The organism is Sporosarcina sp. FSL K6-1540, assembly GCF_038620285.1.
Taxonomy (GTDB): Bacteria; Bacillota; Bacilli; order Bacillales_A; family Planococcaceae; genus Sporosarcina; species Sporosarcina psychrophila.
Map to the genome: position 1 here is coordinate 1,793,115 of NZ_CP152018.1, position 24,687 is coordinate 1,817,801.

At 39.5% G+C, this 24,687-nt stretch carries 21 protein-coding genes; 16 read left to right on the plus strand and 5 right to left on the minus strand.

Annotation, left to right across the window (positions count from 1 at the left end):
- Positions 1 to 188 precede the first annotated feature (188 nt).
- From MKY15_RS08180 to MKY15_RS08225, 10 genes are all read left to right on the plus strand, one after another.
- Positions 189 to 1,499, plus strand: coding sequence for a serine hydrolase (locus MKY15_RS08180; protein ID WP_342539387.1), 1,311 nt, complete (start codon positions 189 to 191; stop codon positions 1,497 to 1,499).
- Positions 1,500 to 1,724: 225 nt separating this feature from the next.
- Positions 1,725 to 2,168, plus strand: coding sequence for an Lrp/AsnC family transcriptional regulator (locus MKY15_RS08185; RefSeq protein WP_231885753.1), 444 nt, complete (start codon positions 1,725 to 1,727; stop codon positions 2,166 to 2,168).
- A gap of 313 nt (positions 2,169 to 2,481) precedes the next feature.
- On the plus strand, positions 2,482 to 3,423 hold the full coding sequence (gene nikB, locus MKY15_RS08190; protein ID WP_187046370.1) for a nickel ABC transporter permease: 942 nt from the start codon (positions 2,482 to 2,484) through the stop codon (positions 3,421 to 3,423).
- A gap of 16 nt (positions 3,424 to 3,439) precedes the next feature.
- Positions 3,440 to 4,336 (plus strand): ABC transporter permease, encoded by an 897-nt coding sequence (locus MKY15_RS08195; RefSeq protein ID WP_342539389.1) that lies wholly within the window; start codon positions 3,440 to 3,442, stop codon positions 4,334 to 4,336.
- 19 nt (positions 4,337 to 4,355) lie between these two features.
- Positions 4,356 to 5,897, plus strand: a complete 1,542-nt coding sequence (locus tag MKY15_RS08200; protein WP_342539390.1) for an ABC transporter substrate-binding protein — start codon at positions 4,356 to 4,358, stop codon at positions 5,895 to 5,897.
- Positions 5,898 to 5,905: 8 nt separating this feature from the next.
- Complete coding sequence (locus MKY15_RS08205) at positions 5,906 to 6,967, plus strand: ABC transporter ATP-binding protein (protein ID WP_187046373.1); 1,062 nt, start codon at positions 5,906 to 5,908, stop codon at positions 6,965 to 6,967.
- Positions 6,894 to 7,892, plus strand: a complete 999-nt coding sequence (locus tag MKY15_RS08210) for an oligopeptide/dipeptide ABC transporter ATP-binding protein (protein WP_067213792.1) — start codon at positions 6,894 to 6,896, stop codon at positions 7,890 to 7,892. Before MKY15_RS08205 ends, MKY15_RS08210 begins: the two co-directional genes overlap by 74 nt.
- Before the next feature lie 32 nt (positions 7,893 to 7,924).
- The gene (locus MKY15_RS08215; protein ID WP_342539392.1) at positions 7,925 to 9,529 is read left to right on the plus strand and encodes a gamma-glutamyltransferase family protein; all 1,605 of its coding nucleotides are present in this window, start codon (positions 7,925 to 7,927) and stop codon (positions 9,527 to 9,529) included.
- Positions 9,530 to 9,585: 56 nt separating this feature from the next.
- On the plus strand, positions 9,586 to 10,131 hold the full coding sequence (locus MKY15_RS08220) for a chromate transporter (protein ID WP_342539393.1): 546 nt from the start codon (positions 9,586 to 9,588) through the stop codon (positions 10,129 to 10,131).
- Complete coding sequence (locus MKY15_RS08225; RefSeq protein ID WP_067204435.1) at positions 10,128 to 10,664, plus strand: chromate transporter; 537 nt, start codon at positions 10,128 to 10,130, stop codon at positions 10,662 to 10,664. Before MKY15_RS08220 ends, MKY15_RS08225 begins: the two co-directional genes overlap by 4 nt.
- A 206-nt stretch (positions 10,665 to 10,870) precedes the next feature.
- On the opposite strand, the gene MKY15_RS08230 is transcribed toward MKY15_RS08225, so the two are convergent.
- The gene (locus MKY15_RS08230) at positions 10,871 to 11,008 is read right to left on the minus strand and encodes a hypothetical protein (protein WP_342539395.1); all 138 of its coding nucleotides are present in this window, start codon (positions 11,006 to 11,008) and stop codon (positions 10,871 to 10,873) included.
- 917 nt (positions 11,009 to 11,925) lie between these two features.
- On the opposite strand from MKY15_RS08230, the gene MKY15_RS08235 reads away from it, so the two are divergent.
- The 5 genes from MKY15_RS08235 (at position 11,926) to MKY15_RS08255 (ending at position 18,478) form a co-directional block, all read left to right on the plus strand.
- Positions 11,926 to 12,342 (plus strand): (deoxy)nucleoside triphosphate pyrophosphohydrolase, encoded by a 417-nt coding sequence (locus MKY15_RS08235; protein WP_342539726.1) that lies wholly within the window; start codon positions 11,926 to 11,928, stop codon positions 12,340 to 12,342.
- Positions 12,315 to 15,464 carry a DUF3427 domain-containing protein gene (locus tag MKY15_RS08240; protein ID WP_342539397.1) on the plus strand — a complete coding sequence of 1,050 codons (3,150 nt, stop codon included), beginning with the start codon at positions 12,315 to 12,317 and terminating at the stop codon, positions 15,462 to 15,464. Before MKY15_RS08235 ends, MKY15_RS08240 begins: the two co-directional genes overlap by 28 nt.
- 176 nt (positions 15,465 to 15,640) lie before the next feature.
- Positions 15,641 to 16,861, plus strand: a complete 1,221-nt coding sequence (locus tag MKY15_RS08245; protein WP_342539398.1) for an MFS transporter — start codon at positions 15,641 to 15,643, stop codon at positions 16,859 to 16,861.
- A 426-nt stretch (positions 16,862 to 17,287) separates the two neighbouring features.
- Positions 17,288 to 17,734, plus strand: coding sequence for an ATP-binding protein (locus MKY15_RS08250; RefSeq protein ID WP_342539399.1), 447 nt, complete (start codon positions 17,288 to 17,290; stop codon positions 17,732 to 17,734).
- Positions 17,735 to 17,860: 126 nt separating this feature from the next.
- Entirely contained in the window at positions 17,861 to 18,478 is a 618-nt protein-coding gene (locus MKY15_RS08255; RefSeq protein WP_342539401.1) for a CoA pyrophosphatase, read from the plus strand.
- A gap of 163 nt (positions 18,479 to 18,641) precedes the next feature.
- On the opposite strand, the gene MKY15_RS08260 is transcribed toward MKY15_RS08255, so the two are convergent.
- Positions 18,642 to 19,808 (minus strand): solute carrier family 23 protein, encoded by a 1,167-nt coding sequence (locus tag MKY15_RS08260; protein ID WP_082786452.1) that lies wholly within the window; start codon positions 19,806 to 19,808, stop codon positions 18,642 to 18,644.
- Between the two features lie 182 nt (positions 19,809 to 19,990).
- Between MKY15_RS08260 and MKY15_RS08265 the strand changes: the two genes are divergently transcribed.
- Positions 19,991 to 21,067, plus strand: coding sequence for an AraC family transcriptional regulator (locus tag MKY15_RS08265; protein ID WP_342539403.1), 1,077 nt, complete (start codon positions 19,991 to 19,993; stop codon positions 21,065 to 21,067).
- A gap of 178 nt (positions 21,068 to 21,245) precedes the next feature.
- On the opposite strand, the gene MKY15_RS08270 is transcribed toward MKY15_RS08265, so the two are convergent.
- The 3 genes from MKY15_RS08270 to MKY15_RS08280 all read right to left on the minus strand — a co-directional run bounded on the left by MKY15_RS08270 (position 21,246) and on the right by MKY15_RS08280 (position 24,612).
- Complete coding sequence (locus tag MKY15_RS08270) at positions 21,246 to 22,493, minus strand: DUF4153 domain-containing protein (RefSeq protein WP_342539404.1); 1,248 nt, start codon at positions 22,491 to 22,493, stop codon at positions 21,246 to 21,248.
- 645 nt (positions 22,494 to 23,138) lie between these two features.
- Positions 23,139 to 23,873 (minus strand): glucose 1-dehydrogenase, encoded by a 735-nt coding sequence (locus tag MKY15_RS08275; protein ID WP_187046389.1) that lies wholly within the window; start codon positions 23,871 to 23,873, stop codon positions 23,139 to 23,141.
- Positions 23,874 to 23,982: 109 nt separating this feature from the next.
- On the minus strand, positions 23,983 to 24,612 hold the full coding sequence (locus tag MKY15_RS08280; RefSeq protein WP_187046390.1) for a TetR/AcrR family transcriptional regulator: 630 nt from the start codon (positions 24,610 to 24,612) through the stop codon (positions 23,983 to 23,985).
- Positions 24,613 to 24,687 lie beyond the last annotated feature (75 nt).

Consider the following 24,687-nt stretch of genomic DNA (forward strand, 5'->3'; position numbering starts at 1 on the left):
CTATCTATTACCTTGTTCGTGGAAGTGTAAACGGAAGGTTTTCAAGAACTATGAAGGAAATGACTAATGGGTGGGCTACTAACGAGGGGGCGTACCATGTGAGAACTACATAAAAAATTCTTATTGAAACTAATCCTGCTTTCAAAACGTATCTTAAGACAATGAGATTATTAGAAAGGAGACACCATATGAACATTTACGCGTGGTTTGGGTTAACGGCAGTTGTTGTCCTCACACTATTACCTTTGTTAAGTAAAAAGTCCCGTACAAAAATGGAGATACGGAAAGCATTATTGAATGTGGCTGTTGTATTCGGGATTATCATTGCGGTACTAGTATTTAACGTGAATTATTTATTTGCCTTACTGGTCGCGTTCTTTATCTTTATATTGTTCGATAAAAAAACGTATACGAAAAAGCGGTTGATTATCTATGGATCAATTATTTTAGTTATAGGAATCGCGGGCTTCGCCATATTGAGAGACAATCCGGAGTATGTCTTAAACCATCTGAAGGATAATCCACAAACGACATCCCTGTACCTAGCGGAAAACGGAGTGGAATTAATCACGTACCAATCGGATGTAGTACGACCGCTAGCAAGTACCGTGAAGATACTGATTGCTGCCGAATACGCTATGCAAATCGATGCAGGCCAGCTGAACAAAGACAGTTCCGTACCGCTTGCGGATTTAAACCGCTACTACTTAAAAAAATCGGATGGCGGGGCTCATGAAGAGTGGTTAAAAGCGATGCAAAGTGAAGACAAAATCAAAAATAACGAAGTGACATTGCATGATGTCGCAAAAGGGATGGCCACCTATAGCTCCAACGCCAACACGGACTACCTAATCGACCTGCTCGGAATATCTGCCATCAATGAGCGGGCAAAAACCCTCGGACTAACACAGCATGAGGACGTCTACCCGATTGTCAGCGCAGTCTTAATTCCAAATCAAATAAAAAGTGAATCGATGAACGATAAGCAATTAATCAAAAAGCTCGAGGCCATGTCGATGGAAGAGTATCGAACATTAGCTGAAGAACTGAGTGAACAAATGAAAGAGGGAACCATTAAAGCTGGAGATGTAACATATGGTCCGTCTACGGACGTACAAAAAGTGTGGTCAGATCGCTTAGTTGGTGCATCCGCAAATGATTACGGGAAATTACTAACGATAATTTCGAATGACGAACTCCCACCGATAGCCGCAGAAACCATGAGAGATTTGCTTGAATGGCCTATGCAGCTATACGAAAGCAATCACGACCGATATGTGCACCTAGGCGCAAAGGGCGGATCGACTGCATTCATACTCACCGAAGCGTTGTATGCAGAGAATCACAAAGGGGATAAAGTCGAAATCGTCTTCATGATAGACGACCTAGACTTCTGGCAAGGAATGCTCGTCAGAAAAAACATGAATTCATTCGAATCGAAGTTACTTGGAAGTGAAGATTTCCGACTGGAGGTTCAAAGGGAACTCATGGGGTTGTAATGAATGTGAAAGCCATCGACCTTTGAAATGTCGATGACTTTCACATTCATATTATCTTGCCTTTATAATGTTCCGAGGGGGACTTTCTAAATGGGCTGCTTGACCTTTACTTGTGAACAGTGCATATTAATTAATATACATTATGAATTATATTATAAGTGTTTTATGTACAATTGTTAAAGATACTTTAATAATTAATACATAATGGTGAGGAGGGAATTATTAATGGATGTGACTGATAAAAGAATTATCGAACTACTCATAGATAATGGACGGCTCTCTTATGTAGATATAGGTAAAGAACTTAACTTGTCACGTGTTGCAGTACGGGAAAGAATTCATAATCTTCAAGAGGATGGTACTATCGAGCGTTTTACAGTTGTAGTGAATAGCGAAAAAGTGGGAAAGGGGGTTTCGGCATTCTTCGAGGTGGACTGTGAACCATCGTCTTTAGTGAGTGTAGCAGAGGCACTCGCTGATATTTCTTCTGTTGCGAGCTGCTATCAAATGACAGGTCCATCAACACTTCATATGCATGTGTTGGTTGATGATTTTACGGATTTGGAAAAGTTTATCAACGAAGAATTATATGCACTAGATGGAATAACGAGAGTAGAAAGTCATATATTACTTCGACGCTTTAAGAGTCGATCCGGTTTGAAATTGTGAATAATTAAGAGTGAAAACCTATCTTCGGATAGGTTTTTTTATTTTGTGAAACGAAGTGTTTGAATGTACTGTCGTTAATGAGAATTCCATTTCAGTACAAATAGTAAGGTTATGGCATCATCTACCTACTATTTGGCGGTATATGATAATCAGGTGATCTGAATGTAGTGTAAATTCTCTATATACTAACTATACGAAATATTATGTTGCTTTAACGGAATATTTGTTTTATACTCGTATCTAACTTGATAACGACATTTGTTAAGCAAAGTTGGTTATTTGATTAACAAATGATTAGATGAGGGGGGATTTGATGATTGCATTAATTGTACGTAGGGCCTTTGAACTTATATTCCTTCTATTTGGAATTTCTTTTCTCGTTTTTTCTTCAATGCACATCGCACCAGGCGATCCGGCATCGATGATTGGAGGACCTACTGCTACTGAGTCTGATTTGGCTGCAATAAGAACTAATTTAGGTCTCGATGATCCATTTCTAGTGCAATACGGAAGATATGTAAAGGATGCAGTACAGGGTGATTTTGGCTACTCATACCAAACAAAACAGCCGGTATCAGAGGCTATTGCAGTGCGATTTCCAAATACGCTCAAATTAGCTATCGCGAGTATGATAATTGCTGTTATTATCGGCATCTCCGCGGGGCTCATTTCAGCACTACGACACAATTCTTGGCTCGATGTATCGTCGACCACTTTCGCACTCGCGGGAATATCCATTCCGAATTTTTGGCTAGGTGCATTACTTATTCTTGTATTTGCAGTAAATTTTCAAATATTGCCAGTAGGGGGTCTATCGAGTCCCTTTTATACATGGCAGGGCATAAAAGAACTAATTTTACCGGCTATAACCCTTGGAACTGGTTCGGCAGCGATGATCGCTCGAATGACACGTTCTTCAATGCTTGAAGTCATACGTGCAGACTATGTGAGGACTGCAAGGGCGAAAGGAGTAAAAGAACGTAATGTAATCTGGATTCATACATTGAAAAACGCAATGATTCCGGTAATAACAGTTATCGGACTGAACTTTGGATTTTTGCTGGGTGGGACAATCATCACAGAGAAGGTATTTGCTATAAATGGTATTGGACGTCTAATGATTGATGCCATAGCTTCAAGAGATTTCCCAATGGTTCAAGGGTCGGTATTACTCGTCGCAACATTGTTTGTTATTGTGAACTTGATTGTTGACATTATTTATACGTTTATTGATCCGCGAATCAAATACGATTGAAAGGAGAGAAAATAATATGGAGCAATCTGTTAGCGGATTGAAATTAAAAAAGAAAACAGCATACAAGAAAGAGAAAATTTATATTGCCACGCTAAAAAAAGTATTAAAAAATAAATTGGCTGTGGCTGGTTGTATTATTATTCTAGCTCAGATATTGATGGCAATATTTGCGCCGTTTATCGTTATTCACGATCCGGTCAAGCAGAATCTATCGGCAAGCGAACTTCCTATGTTCAGTGAAGGTCATTGGCTTGGAACTGATAATTATGGAAGAGATGTATGGAGTCGTATTGTTTATGGGGCCCGTGTTTCGCTAGTTGTAGGAATCGCTGCGGTGACTTTAGGCCTGATTGGTGGAGTAACGCTAGGGTTGTTAGGCGGTTACTATCGTAAACTTGACGGTGTTATTATGCGAATCGTGGATTTACTGTTCTCATTTCCAGGAATTCTGCTAGCGATGCTTATCATTGCAGTTCTCGGTACAAGTCTTGTAAATGTTGCAATTGCTATCAGTATTTGGTCTATACCGACATGCGCTCGTATTGTTAGGGGATCTGTCTTATCGATTAAAGAAAAAGAATATATTATGGCTATGAAATCAATGGGTGCTTCCGACATTAGAATAATGCTAAAACATATATTGCCTAATGCGTTCGCCCCAATCATTGTTTTTGCCACAATGAGAATGGCCACGGCAATCCTCTCAACCGCTTCACTTAGTTATTTGGGATTGGGGGCTCAACCACCGACGCCTGAATGGGGAGCAATGATTTCGCAGGGGCAAAGTTTTATGTGGACATCTCCACATCTGACGATTATTCCTGGTATTGCAATTATGTTAACTGTATTTGCTTTCAATGTCGTTGGTGATGGTTTAAGAGATGCGTTAGATCCGAACATGGATATTCACTAAAAACTTAGGGGGAAAGAAAATGAAGAAAAACTCACTAATTATAATTATTTTTAGCTTGTTATTGATGCTCGCGGCATGTTCTGAGGGGGAATCTTCAGAAAAGGAAAAAGGAAATGGTAATAAGGGCGGTGAAAAGTCTATTATTTTTGCAACAACAAGTGATGTCGTTGGACTTTCACCTATATTAATGAATGACTCTGTATCTGCTAATGCTACTGAACATCTATATGAACAACTATTTAAGTTAAACGGAGATACGATGGAAATTGAACCGCTACTAGCTGAGTCCTATGAAAATCCGGACGAACTCACTTGGACTATCAAGCTTAAAAAGGATATTAGTTTCCATGACGGTACACCATTTAATGCGGAAGCAGTAAAATATACTTTTGAAAAACTGCGTGACCCCGCCACAGCTGCCCCACGTGCTTCGCTTATGGAACCAATTGATACGATTACTGTTATTGATGAACATACTATTGAAATAAAAACGCTTTATCCGTATGGACCATTCCTGGCAACGCTATCCCATACTAACGCAGCTATTGTAAGTCCTACAGCTGATCAAAAACAAGATCTAATGAGAGAACCAGTAGGGACAGGGCCATATAAATTCGTGAGTTGGACGCCTGGCGATCAGGTTGTAATGGCGGCTAATGAAGACTACTGGGGTGGGAAACCCGAAATGGATAAATTCACAATAAAAGTTGTTCCTGAAATTTCTACAGCTATTTCCATGCTACAAGCTGGGGAAGTTCAATTCATCGATAATCTTCCAACAGAGCAAATTGAACGTCTGGAAGGGATGGGAAATATTAATATCGAGAAAAAAGAAGGAACCACAATTTACTATCTTACATTCAACCATGCGAAGGATCGTAACAAAGATCCTGATTTTAGAAAAGCAGTAGCGAGCGCGATTGACCGTGATGCGTTTATCTCCAAATTGAATGGACTTGGTGTTCGCAGTGATAGTATCCTTGGGCCAAAAGTTTTCGGCTATGATGAATCAGCTGATAAAGCGGGGACTCCATATGATGTGGAGGCAGCTAAAGCACTTGTTGAAAAGAATGGATACGGTAAAGAGCCAATCAAGTTACTGACAGCGAACCGTTCTAACTTCATTCTTATGGCTGAAATCGTACAAGCTCAATTAACGGAAGCAGGTTTCAAAGTTCAAATTGAATCGATGGAGTGGGCAACTTTCCTGGATACAGCAAGAGCGGGAGAATATGATCTGACATTTTTGAGTTGGGCAAACGTAACAGCTGATGGATCTGAAATGTTCTATCCGAACTTCCATAGTGATAACGTTGGTTCTTCTAACCGTTCTCATTACAGTAACGCTGAATTCGATAAGCTTGTGGATGCTTCAAGAAGCACAATTGATCAGGATGAGCGTAAAAATTATTTAGAGCAGGCAAATAAACTAATGCTCGATGAAGACGTAGCCGTCGTTATGAATCATGGATTTGTTACAGCAGCATTAAATAAAGAATACTCTGGTCTGCAACTCGATCCAAATGGAAAATGGTATATCACTGACGTTACTAGAAAGTAGGAGAAATTATGAAGGAGACATTGCTTGAGGTGAAAAATCTAGTCACTGTTTTCCGAACGAAGGAAGGAACACTTCCTGCTGTTCGGGACGTCTCCTTTTCTATTAATAAAGGGGAGACATTGTGTATTGTGGGAGAATCCGGATGCGGGAAAAGTATCACGTCTCTATCGGTAATGGGATTACTTCCTTCTAACGGCAACATATCGTCGGGTGAGATTTTACTGGGTGGTAAACCGATTCATAATCTACACCCTGAAGAGTTGAGAAAGATACGGGGTAATCAGATGTCGATGATTTTTCAGGAACCAATGACCGCCCTTAACCCAGTACTTACAATTGGCTTTCAACTAACTGAACCACTAATGCTTCATCAAAAATTAACAAAAAAACAGGCGTATGAACAAGGCATTAAGTTACTGGAACAAGTAGGTATGCCATATGCTGAAAAAAGAATTAGGCAGTATCCACATGAACTGAGTGGCGGGATGCGACAACGCGTAATGATTGCTATTGCTCTTTCATGTGGTCCTCAGTTGCTTATTGCGGATGAGCCAACAACCGCACTTGATGTAACGATACAAGCTCAAATTCTTGATCTGATTAAAGAGTTGAAAGAAAAACTCGATATGGGAATCATGATGATTACGCATGACATGGGGGTTGTTGCGGAAGTCGCAGATAAGGTGATGGTCATGTATGCAGGACAGAAAGTAGAAGAAGCGCTTGTAGGAGAAATTTTCGACAATCCGAAACATCCATATACTATCGGCCTTCTCAATTCAGTACCAGATATTGATAATCCGGATTTTGAACTTGAAGCGATTCCGGGAACTTTACCAAGTCTGAGCGAAGAAATATCAGGTTGTCGTTTCCATCCTCGATGTAAATTTGCCATGGATAAATGCCGGATTGAATCCCCGCCTGAATTTAAAGTTTCGAATGGTCATACAGTTAGTTGCTGGTTACAAGAGGAGGTCGGACTTGATGGTAGTGGAAATGAAGTACACAGAACAGAACTCGCCAGAAGTGCTAGTGGAATTGAGGGGAGTGAAAAAATACTTTCCAATTAAGGGGGGAGTACTAAAGCGTGTGCAAGGACAAGTGAAAGCGGTTGAAGACGTTTCACTTCAGTTATATGAAGGTGAAAGTCTCGGTGTAGTAGGAGAATCTGGTTGTGGGAAATCAACATTAGGACGGGCTGTATTAGGTTTAGAAGGCCTCACAGAAGGTAAAGTATTTTTTCGCGGCAATGAAATTCAAGACTTAAAAAGAAGAGAAAGACTAAAATTTGTTAAAGAAATGCAAATGATTTTTCAAGATCCCTACGCTTCATTGAACCCAAGACAACGTATAGGAAATGCGTTGGAAGAGGTATTTACAATGCATACCGATTTATCTCCAAAAGAAAAGCGTGATACAGTAATTCAATTATTACAGGAAGTGGGACTTAAAGAAGAGCACTTCGACCGCTACCCACATGAATTTAGTGGCGGCCAACGTCAGCGTATTGGGATTGCTCGTGCAATAGCACTTAACCCATCTTTTATAATATGTGATGAGGCTGTTTCCGCATTGGATGTGTCTGTTCAAGCACAAGTACTTAAACTATTAAAAGTATTGCAGACTAAATATAACTTGTCATACATGTTTATTTCGCATGACCTAGGCGTTGTAAGATACTTTTGCGATCGAGTGCTAGTTATGTATTTAGGGACAACTGTGGAATTAGGCTCTGTAAAATCGTTGTTCGATAACCCCATTCATCCATACACGCAAGCACTACTATCTGCAATCCCTAGGCCATCAGTTCATGCTAAGAGAATTAGGGTGAGGCTAAAAGGTGATTTACCGAATCCGGCAGATCCGCCGACGGGCTGTCCGTTTCATACGCGATGCCCTGTTGCTCAAAGTATTTGTAGTGAAAAGAAACCCGTTTGGGAAGAAGTGGAACCGCAACATTTCGCAGCCTGTCATTTCGCAGGCATAAAAATATAACAGGAAATAGTATAGTTCAGAGGAGGATTTTCATGGATTACTTGTATCATCCGTATCAATCTAAACGTCATACGGTATTTGCTCGAAAAGGTATGGTCGCTACATCACAGCCGCTTGCCGCAAGTGTGGGTTTGGATATTTTGCAAAAAGGAGGCAATGCAATTGATGCAGCAATTGCTACCGCGGCAGCACTTACTGTTGTCGAGCCAACTTCAAATGGCATAGGGGGCGATGCATTTGCACTTGTCTGGGTGAAGGATAAAATGTACGGACTCAATGCATCAGGGCCAGCCCCAGCAACTTTGACGCCGGAAGCGGTGAAGGCACTTGGTCACGACAAGATGCCTGCATACGGAATGATTCCTATTACGGTGCCGGGTACGCCTGCTGCTTGGGCGGAATTGTCACGTAGGTTTGGCAAGCTCCCTTTAAAGGAAGTGTTGGAACCAGCCATTCGCTATGCCGAAGAAGGTTTCCCTCTCACACCGATACTTGGTAAGTACTGGGCAATTGCGTATAAAAAGTTTAAAGAACAATGCAGCGGTGATGAATTCAATACCTGGTTCGAAACGTTTGCACCGAATGGACGCGCACCTAAAACGGGTGAGATGTGGTCATCACCAGGTCATGCAAAAACACTACGAGCCATTGCTGAAACAGGTGCACGCGATTTTTATGAAGGCGAAATTGCCGATGAGATTGTAGCTTGCATGGATAAATATGGCGGTTTTATATCGAAAGAAGATCTTGCTACATACAAACCGGAATGGGTTGAACCTATATCCGTGAACTATAAAGGCTATGATGTATGGGAAATCCCCCCGAATGGTCATGGAATGGTAACGCTGATGGCGCTAAATATTTACAAGAAACTGAGTAAACCAGAGTGGGAGTCTACTCAAACGATTCACGAACAAATTGAAAGTATGAAACTAGCATTTATAGATGGCAAGGCATTCATTACAGAAGAAGCGGATATGCCGGTCGAGACAGCACACTTGTTATCGGATGAATACGCGGCGAAGCGGGTCTTGCTGATTGAAGATGAAGCGATGGATCCACAACCGTATGAATTGCCGAAGGGGGGTACCGTGTATCTTGCTACGGCAGATGAAGAGGGCAACATGGTCTCCTTCATTCAATCCAACTACATGGGATTTGGTTCAGGTATTGTTGTTCCTGGAACAGGGATTGCACTTCAAAATCGAGGACATGATTTTTCGCTCGACAAAAACCACTCGAACGTCCTTAGACCAGGTAAACGATCATATAACACAATTATTCCTGGCTTCCTCACAAAAGACGGAAAAGCGGTTGGTCCATTTGGGGTAATGGGAGGCTATATGCAACCGCAAGGCCATTTTCAAGTAGTCATAAATACAATCGATTTCCTGCTGAATCCACAGGCAGCGCTTGACGTGCCAAGGTGGCAGTGGACGGAAGCAAGAAAAGTACTGGTAGAGCCGGAGTTCCCGAACTATCTGGTGCAGGCGCTTATTAGAAAAGGCCATGAAGTGACAATTTCACCGGATGGCGGAGGTTTCGGACGCGGGCAAATTATATGGCGAAATCCAGAAACGGGTGTGCTTCAGGGCGGAACTGAATCTCGCACAGACGGAGCACTTGCAGTTTGGTGAAAGGTATACAGACTTCCCCGAGTGAGGAGAAATTACCTGTTCAGGGGAGGTGGGGGTTGCAAAAAGATTTGTTCATCGCCTTTTGCAGAGTAGGCTTATTGGGCTTCGGCGGAGGACCTTCTGCAATTCCGCTGTTCCATCAAGAAGTCGTACGCAAATACAAATGGATGGATGAAGACGAATTCAGTGATACACTCGCGCTTGCAAATGCGATGCCTGGACCGATTGCAACAAAATTGGCAGGGTATATTGGCTACAAAGTGGGGGGGAAGTTGGGCTGTCTCAATGCCATACTTGCCTCTGTAATACCGACGTCCTTAATGATGATCATGTTAATTGGCATTTTACAGGCATACAAAGATATTCCATGGGTTAAAAACATGTCTGCTTCCGTTGTGCCAGTCGTAGCGGTTATGCTAGGCATACTAGCCTGGGATTTCATCAAAAAATCCGGCGACACCCTTGGTTGGAAGAAGGCACTGACGATGATGGTCACCGCGGGGATTTTAATGGAAGTATTGAATGTACATCCTGCATTTATTATACTAATCGTCCTTGTTTTCATCTTCCTTCCAATTAAAAGTAGGAGGGTGAAAGCATGATTTATGTGCAACTGTTTCTCGCGTTTTTTATATCCGGAATGTTAGGGTACGGGGGCGGACCAGCTACAATTCCTCTCGTGGAGAATGAAGTAGTTGGTACATACGGATGGATGGACACCCAAGAATTCAGTGAGGTTGTCGCTATCGGGAATTCCTTACCAGGACCGATTGCAACCAAAATGGCTGCATCCATCGGCTATTCAGAAGGTGGGATTCTCGGAGCATTTGTCGCCTTATTTGCGTCCGTTGCACCCTCTCTGTTTCTAATGATTGGATTAATGGCGATCCTCATGAAATACAAGGACCATCCCAAAGTGAAAAGTATAACGAAACTTATCAGGCCAATCATTGCCATCCTCTTGTTGTTCATGACTGTCCAGTTTGTGCAAACATCTGTCGGAGGTGTTGGGTTTCTATTCACCGGCGTTATCGCCCTGGCAAGTTTTCTAATGCTTCAAAAGTGGAATTGGCATCCGGCATTCGTTATAATGCTAGCGCTAAGTTTTGGGGCATTGACAGGGATTGACTGGTGAACCTTACACTGCAAAAGCGGTTTTTTAATGTCTCAAGCCCCCTGCTAATAACAAACCTTGATAAGCTAGAATTTATGGGAAACCGTATTTAAAAACGCCATTGCAGATATTAAATCTGGCAATGGCGTTTTCCTATTTGCAATGGAGTACCGATACTACACAGTAGGTGGCTGTAATCAGGTTCAGAAAGGTACTTTGTTTACTTATTACTCAGGATGAGCAGCCGGCGTACTGGATGAACCTTCATATGCGACGAGCGTTACCCCTAATTTAGTTTCAAGGGCATGTACTTCCTCCAATTGTTCAACGTCCAAGTCCGCTACTTTAACATTATCAAATGTCACCGTATCAATCCTTTCCACTTTAAACGTATTGTCTCCGCTTCGTTCAGCATTATGCGTAGTAAAGGGGAACAAACGGATATAATTAGTTGTTCTATGCTAACCATAAAAGAATTTCCCATTGCATACGTTTCGCCACTCGCGATACGCGCACTGATGTCAGGTCAAGAACCGTAATTTCATAACCTCCGCGTTTAACATCTAATTGACTTATTTTTTGAAGCTTAGTACCAAAAAACTCTGGTAATGTAGTTTCGCTTAGCCCAATACATTGTGGATCTGGCTTTGAAGGATATTCATAGTAGTAGGCTTAAGCTTTTTCAGTGGAAGACCCAATATTACGAATTAAACCATGTTCCATCATGTTCTAGCTCAGTCCATTTTCAGTTGCTTGTACTGCAAAGAGAGGTAAGAACTTGTAACCACATTTATGCCACAAAATCATACTGAAATTATCAACTCAGCAGAGAAGTTTTATGTTGGAAATTCAAATAATAGCTTACGGCTTGGGGGGATGCCGCGGTTTATCAGTATATTGGGGATGCTTTGCGGGAGAACTGAATAGTTAAAGGAACCATAAAGAGGATAAGTTTTTTAGTCCATTCTTTTTGAATGAATAAAGACATGATAGTCGATACCAAAACAATGTGGTATAGAAAAACTATTGTGGGGATCGAATATGTATGTAGAAAAGAATACACTACTTTGAAACCAAATATCCAGTATAGAATTAAAGAAGCGTAAGTCAGAGTGATTCATCATCAAAGATAAGTAGTTGCTAAGAATGGGCTTGTTGAATCAAATGTCTCAGATAAATTAAATATTTACATGGCAAGTATATGGTATGATTTGTTTATATTGTCAGATAATATTTTTGGGGAATCCGGAGATGGAAATAGGATTAAGAATAGGTGATTAAAATAAAAAAAACAGTACATGTCGTGGGAGCAATTATAGAAAATGAAAATGGGGAAATCCTTTGTGCACTAAGAGGACCGGCAATGACCTTGCCGAATTACTGGGAGTTTCCAGGCGGGAAAATCGAAGAAGGTGAAACAAAAGAAGAGGCATTAAAGCGAGAAATTCATGAAGAGCTTGGTTGTGCGATTGAAGTATTTCATCAAGTGGAGGATACGACATATGAATATGAAAAAATAATTGTTAGGCTAGAGACGTTTATGTCAAAGATTATATCTGGAATTCCTACGCTTTCGGAACATGTGGAAATAAGATGGATTTCGCGAGAAAAGTTACTGTCTTTGAACTGGGCACCTGCCGATATTCCAGCAGTAGAAAGGGTGTTGACACGATGCATGAAGGAATTTACGAGCAATTAATTAATGAAAAGATTCGTGTTGAATTAGGCCAGTTGTCGCCTGACTTGTATGCAATTGAGACTGAGAAAATGGATGTAGAAGAAGCAAGAATTTACTTATCATCTTACATAGCTGCAGTCACTCGAAAAGCACTTTCCTATATTCGAGAAGACGCCAAACAAGGCGATGACAATGCAATTCTTCAGCAAATTCAAACATGCAATGAAATTATTCTCGTTCTAAACAATAGGCTCAAAGACGAGGGATTTGCGGCCTTGAAGCTTGAAGAACAATCTGAGGTACTTACTTCTGTACATAAGAAAATAAAAACAATGCACACAATTAAACAGGAGAAGCCAATACGACCGGTAACATCACTTTCACAAAGTTCACTTTTTACAGGTTCTCATGCTGAACCTAACATGCTTGAAGAGTTAAGAAAAGAAATTGCTTCTTCAGATGAAATTGATTGGCTCGTTTCGTTTATCAAATGGTCTGGCCTTCGTATTATTTTGAATGAACTTCGTGAATTTACGGAGGTACGAGGCGGACGACTTCGAGTTATAACAACATCTTATATGGAAGCAACAGATTTTAAAGCGCTTGAAGAATTAAGTAAGTTACCTAACACTGAGATTAAAGTTTCGTTGGATAAAAAGCGGACACGCCTGCATGCAAAAGCGTACTTGTTTAAAAGAAATAGTGGATTTAGCGCGGCTTACATAGGATCTTCAAATTTATCAAATCCAGCCTTAACGTCTGGTCTTGAATGGAACTTGAAAGTGACAGAGAAAGATTCTTTCGATATTATACGTAAATTTGAAGCAACTTTTGAAAGTTACTGGAATGACGAAGAATTTAAATCACTAGCTGATGAAGAACAAGAAAACTGGAAAATGTTACGTCAATCATTAACGAAGGATGCAGTAGCAGAAGAGAATGAACAGTACATTTTTGATATTCAACCGTATTTTTATCAACGAGAGATATTAGAGGAACTTGAAGCAGAGAGGGTTATCCATGGGCAAATGAAAAACCTTGTTGTAGCTGCTACTGGGGTTGGGAAAACTGTCATATCAGCATTTGACTTTAAACGTTTTTTACGGGAAAAGCCAGATGCAAAATTATTATTTATAGCACATCGTGAAGAAATTCTTCGACAAAGTATGATAACATTTCGGGCTATCTTAAAAGATGCAAATTTTGGTGAGATGTTTGTCGGTACTCATCAACCGACCTCATTTAATCAACTATTTATGAGTATCCAAAGCTGGAACAGCAAAAAAATGAAAGAAAATACGGAAGAGGACTTTTATGATTTTATTATAGTAGATGAGTTCCATCATGCAACTGCGCCTTCATACCGTAATTTATTGGAATACTACAATCCCATCATATTGCTAGGTTTAACCGCAACGCCTGAACGAATGGATAATGAAAATATTTTAACCTTTTTCAATGATCGAATCGCTTCAGAAATGAGATTGACTGAGGCTATTGATCGAAAATTACTCAGTCCATTTCATTACTTTTGTGTTACAGATAATGTAGATTTGACAGGGATTAAATGGTCAAGAAAAGGTTACGATATAGGAGAATTGACGAATGTTTACACGGTAAATCATCGGCGTAGTGATCTCATCATTCAGAGCATAAAAAAGTACGTTACATCACTAGATGATGTGAAAGGATTAGGTTTTTGCGTTTCCGTTGAGCATGCATTGTATATGGCATCCTATTTTAATCAAAAAAGAATTCCATCCAACGCGCTTCATGGGAAATCATCGCCTGAAGAAAGACAGACTGCGAAACGAAAATTAATAAACGGCGAAATAAAATTCATCTTCGTTGTGGATTTATATAATGAAGGAATCGATATTCCAGAGTTGAATACGGTTTTATTTCTTCGACCAACTGAAAGTTTAACGGTGTTTTTACAGCAACTTGGGCGCGGCTTGCGTCTTGCTGATGGGAAAGAGTGTCTTACTGTACTTGATTTTGTAGGTCAAGCACATAAGGATTATCCCTTTGAAGAAAAACTACGTGCTCTTGTAGGTAGAACAAAGCATTCAATTCGCCATTATGTTGAAAATGGCTTTTTTCATTTACCAAAAGGCTCCGTGATCCAAATGGAGAAGCAGGCGAAAGAGTATATCTTGCGGAATATAAAAGCCACTAAGAACTCTAAGCAAAACTTAATCTCTAAGCTGAAATATTTTGAAGAAGATTCGGGGGAAACGCTAACACTTTACAACTTTTTGCGCTTCCATCACTTAACTCTCACTGAATTTTATGGTACGGGGAGAAATAGAACTTTTGAAAGGCTGAAGGTTGAAGCCGGGGTAGTGGAAGACTATTTGTCTGAATTAGAAGGGGTTCTCATGAAAAGGATTCATACGTTATTTCATTTAGATTCCGTAGAATTATTGAAGTTTTATCGTTCTTATTTAGAAAGTGGAAACATAACCAGCGAAGAACAGCATCGAATGGTTGCGATGCTCTATTACTCTTTCTTTAATAATCCTCCAGCAAACTTCGGATTTAATTCCATGCATGAGGGACTGCAAGCTCTTTTGTCGAATAATCGACTGAACAATGAAATTCAGCAAGTTCTTGAAGTTTGCTTTGAAGGTTTACGACTTCTTGAAAGAATATCGCCATTTGAGTTTATCTCGCCAATTCGCGTGCATGCGCATTATACAACAGACCAAGTTCTCGCCGCTTTCGGTTATTTTAATAATGAAAAAAAACCTGCATTTCGTGAAGGAGTGAAATACTTCGCGGATGAAAAAACAGATATCTTTTTTATTACGCTAAATAAGTCAGATAAGGATTTCTCACCATCAACCTTGTATGAAGACTACGCTATCAATGATCGCCTGTTTCATTGGCAATCTCAAAGTCGAACGTCTGATACAAGTCCAACAGCGCAACGATATATGCAACATCAACAAACAGGAAATAAAATAGCGTTATTCGTGAGGGAATACAAAACGGAATCAGGTTACACAGCGCCGTTTATCTTTCTTGGGGAGGTCGAATATGTAAGTCATTCAGGAAGTAAGCCAGTCAGTTTCGTATGGAGGCTTAACGAGCCAATGCCGGCTAACTTGGTGCCGCGTGCGAATAAAAATATCCTATGATGTATTGAGTAAATGGGTTACCTGGTCCCCAACGAGTAAATATTGTTGGGAACGAAGCACCTATTTCAGTTCACATAAACCCCAATCCATATAGACGACACTTGCCATCATTGATACTATGAGAAAAGTAAGACTACTTTCAAATAACGCGAAATAATGCAGATATGGAGAATAAAATGAAGAAATTTGTATGGATTGCTTCCCTCATTTATTGTTTGAATGGATTTGGTCATATTATTATTGGGACCGTTTTAGAACCTATGGTGGATTCGTATGGGATTCATTACAAGGATGGCGGACAGTTGATTATGAATCAATTTTTAGGTTTTTTAGGTGGAGTAATGATCGCGCCGCTTATCGTCAATCGAATTGGGCGGAGAATGACGATTTTTCTTGCCTTACTCATTTTTGCGCTTTCCCAGTTTGTGTTTAGCGTCTTACCCAATTGGAATGTGATGTTAGCTATTGCTCCATTTGGTGGGGCGGGAATAGGGATTGCTGAAACAATTGTTGCTTCCCTTATTATTGGCCATTTAAAAGAAAAGAAGGCTACGACACTTGTTATAGTTGAAATCTTTTTTGGGGTAGGCGCATTGGCGATTCCAGTCATTTCTGCATTTTTGATTATGACGGGTGTATGGAACTTTTCGTTTACATTTGTAGCCGTGTTTGCTTCGTTCATTATGCTACTCTGGTTATTTCTTTCGTTTGGAGAATTGGATCCAATTTTAAAAAGACAGACGAAGGCTTTACCTGAAGACGGGAATAAAACTGAAAGAAAACGTTACTCTAAGAGGCAATTGCCGATTATTGCGACGGGTGCGTTGTTTTTCTTTATGTATGTGGGAACGGAAATGGTTTTGCCAAACTACTTGCCAACAATCATGAGCAAAACAACGAATTTAGATGCGTCCACGCTGGCCTTAAGCATTACGGTCTTTTGGGCAGCGATGACACTTGGACGTATCAGTATGACTGGTATTATAGATAGAATAGGCTACAGCAAGCTCTTTATTATTTGCTGTGTGGGTCAGTTTTTTACCCTCTTGATGTTTGCTTATTCAACTACCGTCATGTTTAGCTTTATTTCCATATTTTTAACGGGTTTATTAATGGGAGGAGTTTTCTCAATTGGTCTCTTGATTATTAATGAAACGTCTAAAGGATTAGAGGAATGGACAACAAGCATACTGATGGCAATGGGGGGATTAGGCGGTGCATTCCTGCCAAGAATTGTTGGCGAACTGATAGATCGATACCCAATCAGTGTTACCCTATGGTCACTTGTATTATGTACCTTTATTCTTGCGTGTTTAATGGCCGTCATTTTTTATTTTAGAAAAAAGGCAATGGATTTTAAAGGATTGCAATCGATAAAAGCGAGTAATGTTGTATAAACTACAGTAAAGCCTAGGTGCAAGGAAGCACCTGAAGAGATCAGCTCTTGATAGTGAAAGTGCGCTTAGTAAGCAGGCGACGTTTCAAAACTATATGCTGAGCAAATGAATATCTGTATTAACCAAGCGAAGGCGCCTTATTTTAGGTACCAGTTTAGAGTAAGTCTGGAGTTATATGTGCTGACAGATGCATGATGAAGCCGATTGAATGGATCAATGAACCACGGAGGGCTTTCTGCAAGTATGGAGCCAGCGTGCAATTTTAAAAGGTTTTATAAACAGCAATGACGGAACAAACATATAAATACAATAAGGGGTAGTTCCCACAAGTACATTTGTGATAAGGGACTGCCTTTTTTGTATAAGCATTGGTTAATGTAATTACATGTGATATAGATTAATTTTGCTGGAAAGGAGGATATTCGAGTGAAGAATAAAAGCGAAATCATGAGGATCATTCAGCAATTGGATTATCATATTGCAGATGATTTTGAAGCGCAGGACCTAGACTTTAAACAGTGGAATTATAGTGCTGAGGAGGAAAATGTCAATAAAATGATTAAATATGCTGTTTGCATGGCGAATGGCGGCGGGGGGAGCGTTGTTTTCGGCGTGGCCGACAAAGTGCGGGGAATAGACAATGTTTTAATAGGGATTCCATTTGATGTAGACATAAAGGAATTAGAAAAAAGGGTATTTGAAAATACAGACCCACACATTATTCCTTCATTTGAAGAACTATTTTATAAAGATCATTCGATTCGGCTCCTGGTCATGAACGTTTTGCCGGAAACCCCACCTTATACAACAATGAATGGTACAGCAACCATTCGGCAAGGAAAAGAGTGTCTGCCGTACAGGAACAATTCGTAGGGATAGTCTGATTTTATGATTAGGTAAAGGGGTCCTTATAAATAGTGACTGAGATGAATTGTTTTCCGTTTTGATCACTAATGATACTATAAAAAGAATATAACCCACTATGGTGAGGGGGATTTCATGTTCCTAGATCAACTAAAAAACCAGTTAAATGAAAATCAGCCCCTGTTTATTGGGGAGGAAACAGCTCTTCGTTCAGCGGTTTTAATCCCGCTAGTTCAAGTGGATGAAGAATGGCATATCCTTTTCGAAGTACGTTCATTCACCATGAGAAAACAACCAGGTGATATTAGTTTTCCCGGTGGTCGCATCGACTCCACAGACCCATCCCCAATGGAAGCCGCTTTACGAGAAACGCATGAAGAATTAGGTGTCGACCCAAAAACGGTTACGATTGTAGGGACATTAAGTCCTTATATTGCCTCCTCTTCATTTGTTATCTATCCATTTGTAGCAACCATTGATTACAATCAAATTATTCATTCGTATAACAAAGAAGAAGTTGAAGAGGTATTTACGATACCTCTCAAATGGCTATTGAATTATGAGCCTTATATGCATTCAGTATCCGTTGAACCAGTGCCTTCGCTAAACTTTCCTTATGAAAAAATAATGAATGGCGCACAGTATCAATGGAGAGCTCGTTCAATGGAAGAATGGTTTTTCGATTATGAAAAGTATACAATTTGGGGTTTAACGGCTAGGATTTTGAAACATTTTATAGAAATCATAAAATGAGTGAAACTTGTAATCTTGAAGAAGCGCCGATAATGGAAATTAATAAACCTCACTTAGTACCATAAGTAAATGAGGTTTTAAATGGCTTGCCTTTGCCCGATAGCTTACTTAAAAGTAAAAGGCTGTTCCACTCAAAAGTGTTGAGTGGAGCAGCCTTTTCATATTAACTTTCATTCTTTGTCGTAAAATCAGGTACGAGCCAATAAATGAGCAATCCAGCGATCGTCGCGTAGGCGATACCATGAGCATATCCAACTCCGATGATAAAGATAACTGCGACAATGACCAAGTTTTTCATATTCGCCAGATTAACTTTTTCCTCAATGATGTGACGGATCCCCATGCCTGCAATCATTCCGAATAACAAGATACAGATGCCGCCCATCACGGCAACTGGAATGGATTGGATAGCAGCTCCAACTTTACCGAACAGACCTAGAATAATCGCAATAACAGCAGCACCTTGAATGATTCTACTGGAAAATTGGCGTGTGATGGCTAAAACGCCGAGGTTTTCCGCATAAGTCGTTTGTGCAGGCCCGCCGATGAAACCGGAGACTAATGTTGCAAGACCATTCCCCCATAAGATTCTTGAAAACCCAGGGTCCTTTGTTACGTCTTTACCTGTAATCTCTTTTAGTACCATCATATGTCCAAGGTCTTCGATGATGGTAACCAAGGCAATCGGCGCCATCCCCAAGATGACGACCCATGTGAATTCTGGCATTACGAACTGTGGAAGGGCAAACACTGGTGCATTGGCAATGGTACCAAAATCAACTAATCCACGCACCGCAGCATAGACATAACCTACTCCAAGACCAATGAGGAGCGGGAAAAGGCGGATCATCTTAGTACCTGCAAGCGTAGCAAAGATTGCTGCAAGAAGGCTGACGATAGCTACATCCCAATTGACAGCAGCCATGTTGTTCACCGCCGTGCTTGCTAGTGCAAGACCGATGATACTGACTACTGGTCCAACAACAACTGGAGGAATTGCTCTTCGAACTTTTTCAAAACCGACATATGAAATGATAATAGATACAATGGCATAAACAATGGAAACACCGATAAGACCTGCAACGGCCTGACCGGGTGAATTTAACTCTCCTACATACAATGCTAGAGGAGCAATGAAAGCGAAAGATGAACCTAAATAAGTAGGAACTTTTCCTCGTGTAATTAGATGGAAAATCAACGTTCCTACACCACTGGCAACAAGTGCACTCCCTGGATCAAGACCAGTTAGTGCTGGAACTAAAACTGTCGCACCAAACATTGCAAACAAATGCTGTAAGGATAATGGTATAGCTTTCAAAAAACCTTTCAAATGTGTCCCCCCTTTACTAGTGTTAATACATGATATTTCTCCTATTTAATATTTAGAATAAGAATTAAAGAGTAATACTGAATAATATTTTACGCTTACATGGAAAAGTAATTTTCACATCACAAGAACTATCATAAGAAAGAAAAGGATATCACTTATAATTTTATTCAGGAGTGAGACAAATGAATGAGTATATACAGCTTATGATAGATTGGGTTGAAGAACATTTAAACAAAGAGTTTTCACTAGATGAATTGGCTAATTACATGGGTTATTCCCCTTATTACTGTTCTTTTAAATTTCATCAGGTAACAGGGATCAGTATTAGGCGCTATGTTCTTTTAAGAAGGCTATATTTATCTACAGCAGATTTGTCGAGCTGTCAGAAGGTAATTGAAATAGCTTTTGAATATGGCTATTCATCTCAAGAGGCTTATAGTAGAGCCTTTAAAAAGATTTTTGGTGTAACTCCAAGAGAATTTCAACTAAATAAGTTGCCTGTACAGTCATTTGTTAAACTTACTGTCGATCAAAGCGAGGATGGGGATAGCGTGTATATGTCTAGAAAAAATGAGGTTGAACAGTTACAAAAAGTGAAGAGAGAACTGTTTGACAAAGACGTACTTAACGTATTGAATGGTCAAGTTATGTATGAAGAGTTTAAAGCAGAAAAACTGATGGGGGATTCTGATTATGTACCATTCAATGAGGCGATGTGTGTACATGCGACGACGGCACAAGTTTTTGACGACGAGTTTATTCAAACAAGAGCATTAGGACATCATGTGTCAGTAGAAAACTACATCAGGAAGGTTATTTATCCCTTCAATACTATTTTTAAGGAGGAGTATAAATATATCGTTCTATGGTTTGGTGAAGACATGTTTTGTCAGATGAATCTTCTTACAATTCTTACTTACTTTGAACAGTCCGGATACAAAGGAAAAGTATTCTTAAATAGCTTTAGAGAGGATGAATTTAAAGTCAGCCAAACTGAGCTTCAATTAGGAGATTATGAATCTGTATACAAAGAAGTATTGATAAACCATAGAAAGCCATCGATTGAATTACTCCCAGTAATGTATCAGGCAATAGATATATTTTTAGATATGTTAAAAGAAAATAATGAAGTAGTAAAATATATTTCCAAAAATAAAGATCTTTCAACAGCGGAATTAGTTAATAGGTTATTTGATCTTTTTCCCACAATAGGATACGGAGATTCGCAATATATAGAGCTTATTAATAAAGCTAAGTGAACTTAAATAATTTTTATACAAAAACTTCAATTAGTTACATCACGGTGAACCGTATCAGAAGTAAATGCGGTTTTTTCAGAAAAATAAAAAGCCGAAAATGAACAAGTTATGAATAGAACCTTGCTCATTTTTGGCATTTATAAGGAAGAACAGCATTTGTTACAATAGTAAAGCCTTTCTAATTAAAAATTAAAGGAAAAGTAAATGTAACGAAAGCGGCCCAAAGTACGTAGACCGGCAAATACTTAGTAACCGCATCTTGGATGGTTGAAGGCCCGGTTTTGTTTTGTAGAAAACGCATATAGGAGACCATGATCCAGATTAGATTTCCCCAGATAAGTATGTTTACGCCTAAAACAGCAATTCTGTTGGGTGTAATCCCATAAGAAGAAAGTCTGAACACTATGGCTGACAAAGCCACACTGTCAATGATAAGAGCAAGAATAATTAGGGCGAAGCTTATATAATCAGAAATGTTCTTTTTCTTGTCTGTACCGCTTTCGGTAATGGAAAATATGGTAACGGCCAATACACTAAAGAGTATCCCGTTGAAGACTAGCAGGAAATTGCGATCCAAGAATGGATTTTTTCCGACCCAAATAACTGTTATAAGATAGACCAACAATGTGGCCAGAACAAGAGGACTAAAAATTTTAGCGATATAGGGTGTAATATTCTTAGCAAGTTTAAGATTCATCGATACCAGGTATGTAGCCACAATAGCGAGAGCGGCAGCACCGAATAAAACGACATTTCTAAAATAGAAGTCTTCTATATCCAAACCGACAAAACTAAATAACTGCATGGTTAATGCTGCTAGCAACATTCCGCTAATTGCCATGCTGGCGTAGAGTATGCAAAATTCCAAATTAAATTTAAGATAGGATAATCTTGTGCTGCCTATACCATATTCATTTCCTATAAATGCAAGCCCAATCAATCCCCATAAGAATATGGGAAGGTGTAAATAAGCAAGGATAATACTGTCATTATGATTTGATGGCAGCATATTAAGATACAACCCAGAGAGTAGGAACATCAATGCAAGGGTGTAAAGAACCTTTTTTGGGGGGTTATTTTTGTATACAAAATAAGCTGCAATGAAGGGAAGAATCCCAAAAGCAAGGTTAATTGGGGCAATTGCTTCCTGTTCGACAAAATGGAAAATGATCCTGGTGCTTATCCCCGCCAGAATTGCTAAAATGCCCATGAACAAGAAACCTTTCTGAAGCAAGGAAGTTTTTTCTGTATGTGCTGCCTCCTTGAAATTCAATCTTTCATACCAAGCAGCAAGAATCTGCGAATCAGGGTTTTGTTCCCAGGCGTGTGAGAATGACTTTTTAAAAGCTTTGGGGTCTTCTCTAAACAGTCTCTCCAGCTCACGGGGATTGGCAATGTTTTTACTAATCGAATTGTCGATTTCCACGGTTATACCTCCTCTAATAATTGTCAGACTAAGTCCTACTTTCCTCCACAATGCATTTAACCAAACTTTAAATGTCTTCGTCACTTTTGTATTCTGAAATATCTCAAGGTGACATTCTAAAGCCTTACGAATCGCCTCTAGAGTTGACAATCGAATGGGTTTTGCCTTTCCATATTTTCAATATAGAAAGGTTAGCCATCGATTACACCGCATATCGTTAAATCATTTCTGGTTTCATGAAAAGCAATTCACATATATATTGTATGTTTCATTTTAACGAATTATTTATTGTTTATCAATAAATATTTATTAACTTTAGCGACATTATTGTTGTTAAGTATGAATTAGACAAAATATAAAACATTCCTCATTACAAATAAAACTCATGCAACTAACCTGTCTGTGACTTCCATAATGAATAAGGGCTAAACTGGAATTAAACTTTTGAGGCATAAAAGATGGATTCAAGATAAAATTGAAGGCTATAAAGAAAGTTAAAATAAAAGTAACTAATGTAGGTGCATTAAGGGGAACCGTATCATAAGTAAATGAGGTTATTTATTTACGGAAAAACAAAGGTCGATTTTCTATGTTAATAGAAAATCGACCTTTACAAACCTTATATGGATTTTTCATGTACTAATATTATTGTGCAGTTAATCCACCATCGATAACGAATTCTGAACCTGTTGAATAGCTAGACTCATCAGAAGCTAAGAATAGTACCATGTTAGATACTTCTTCTGGTTGTGCTACGCGTTTTAGTGGAATATGTTTAGAGAATGCTTCTACAGCTGCTTTTGTATCTTCCTGAACCACCATTGGTGTAGCGATTACGCCTGGGTGTACAGAGTTTACACGAATACCCATTGGCGCTAAGTTGATGGCAGCTGCTTTCGTCATACCACGTACTGCAAATTTTGTATCAGTGTAACCTACAGCGCCAGCAACCAAGCCGTTCATAGAAGAAATATTGACGATTGAACCACCGCCAGCTTTTATCATTGAAGCTGCTACAGTCTTCATGCCCAAGAATACTGACACTTGGTTAATGTCCACGATACGACGGTATTCTTCTACTGTAATATCAAGCATATTTTTCGCCATTGTAATACCGGCGTTATTTACTAATACGTTTACTGGACCGAAAGTTTCTTCTGTTTTCGCAATAACTGTCGCCCAATCTTCTTCAGATGCTACATTTTGTTTAATGAAAAGTGCATTTTCACCTAATTCAGCTGCGAATGCATTTCCTTTTTCCTCATTTAAATCTGTTAAAACAACCTTTGCACCGTGCTCAATGAATAATTTTGCATGTGATGCACCCATACCTTGTGCTGCTCCTGTAATAATCGCTACTTTACCTGATAACCGACTCATATAAAATTCCTCCTAGAATAGATTCGCAAAAGGTGATAGTCGACTATCACTTTTATACTTACTAGTAAACAGCTTTCTCATGCGAATGTCAATTCATATGGCCCTAATTTTATGGCTGAATATAGCGTAAAAATACATCCTTCATCATCGCCAGCTGCTTGTCCGAAGTAAGCAATGTCGAAAGATTGGTATCATGCTTTGTTAGGCTTGATTTATAAGTGAATAAGCTGAAATTTTGTACCATTGTCATGATAAATAGATCCAAATCAACATCCGATCTTAACGAACCGTCTCGCTTGCCCTGTTCACTTACTGTTAATAAAATACGAGCTAATTTGCTCCGTACAGATAAGTATTCAGCATAGTCTTCAGGCGATTCTTCTGCTATTTTTTCATATAAATTAAAGGACTCGAAATATTTTGCTAAACGCAGTTGTAGATCCTTCGTTATGCCTATATAATACTCCAAAATTTGCTCGGTTTTTTCATATGCCGTCACCGGCTGCTCGACAATCTGCCCAATATCCGTGGCCATTTCATCTGTAATCGCATTCGTCGCCGCAATCATTAAATACTCTTTTTTAGGGAAATAGCGGAATAACGTTGCAATCCCAATGCCAGCAGTAGTCGCAACATCTTGCATTTGTATAGTTTGCACACCTTCTTCCAAAAATAAATCCTTTGCAATTAGGATGATGTTTTGACGACGTTGCTGTTTTTGTTGTTCTCGTTTACTCATTTTCGTCACTCCAACTGTTTTTCATGCATTGATTGTAACATGTTTATTTGGTATCAACTTGTATTCGCATCGGGG

Bases quoted from the DNA above. Each gene is read 5' to 3' on its own strand.
- MKY15_RS08245 (WP_342539398.1), top strand. From the start codon at position 15,641: ATGAAGAAATTTGTATGGATTGCTTCCCTCATTTATTGTTTGAATGGA.
- MKY15_RS08215 (WP_342539392.1), top strand. From the start codon at position 7,925: ATGGATTACTTGTATCATCCGTATCAATCTAAACGTCATACGGTATTT.
- MKY15_RS08240 (WP_342539397.1), top strand. From the start codon at position 12,315: ATGCATGAAGGAATTTACGAGCAATTAATTAATGAAAAGATTCGTGTT.
- nikB (WP_187046370.1), top strand. From the start codon at position 2,482: ATGATTGCATTAATTGTACGTAGGGCCTTTGAACTTATATTCCTTCTA.
- MKY15_RS08275 (WP_187046389.1), bottom strand. From the start codon at position 23,873: ATGAGTCGGTTATCAGGTAAAGTAGCGATTATTACAGGAGCAGCACAA.
- MKY15_RS08180 (WP_342539387.1), top strand. From the start codon at position 189: ATGAACATTTACGCGTGGTTTGGGTTAACGGCAGTTGTTGTCCTCACA.
- MKY15_RS08185 (WP_231885753.1), top strand. From the start codon at position 1,725: ATGGATGTGACTGATAAAAGAATTATCGAACTACTCATAGATAATGGA.
- MKY15_RS08255 (WP_342539401.1), top strand. From the start codon at position 17,861: ATGTTCCTAGATCAACTAAAAAACCAGTTAAATGAAAATCAGCCCCTG.
- MKY15_RS08210 (WP_067213792.1), top strand. From the start codon at position 6,894: ATGAAGTACACAGAACAGAACTCGCCAGAAGTGCTAGTGGAATTGAGG.
- MKY15_RS08195 (WP_342539389.1), top strand. From the start codon at position 3,440: ATGGAGCAATCTGTTAGCGGATTGAAATTAAAAAAGAAAACAGCATAC.
- MKY15_RS08280 (WP_187046390.1), bottom strand. From the start codon at position 24,612: ATGAGTAAACGAGAACAACAAAAACAGCAACGTCGTCAAAACATCATC.
- MKY15_RS08205 (WP_187046373.1), top strand. From the start codon at position 5,906: ATGAAGGAGACATTGCTTGAGGTGAAAAATCTAGTCACTGTTTTCCGA.
- MKY15_RS08225 (WP_067204435.1), top strand. From the start codon at position 10,128: ATGATTTATGTGCAACTGTTTCTCGCGTTTTTTATATCCGGAATGTTA.
- MKY15_RS08265 (WP_342539403.1), top strand. From the start codon at position 19,991: ATGAATGAGTATATACAGCTTATGATAGATTGGGTTGAAGAACATTTA.
- MKY15_RS08200 (WP_342539390.1), top strand. From the start codon at position 4,356: ATGAAGAAAAACTCACTAATTATAATTATTTTTAGCTTGTTATTGATG.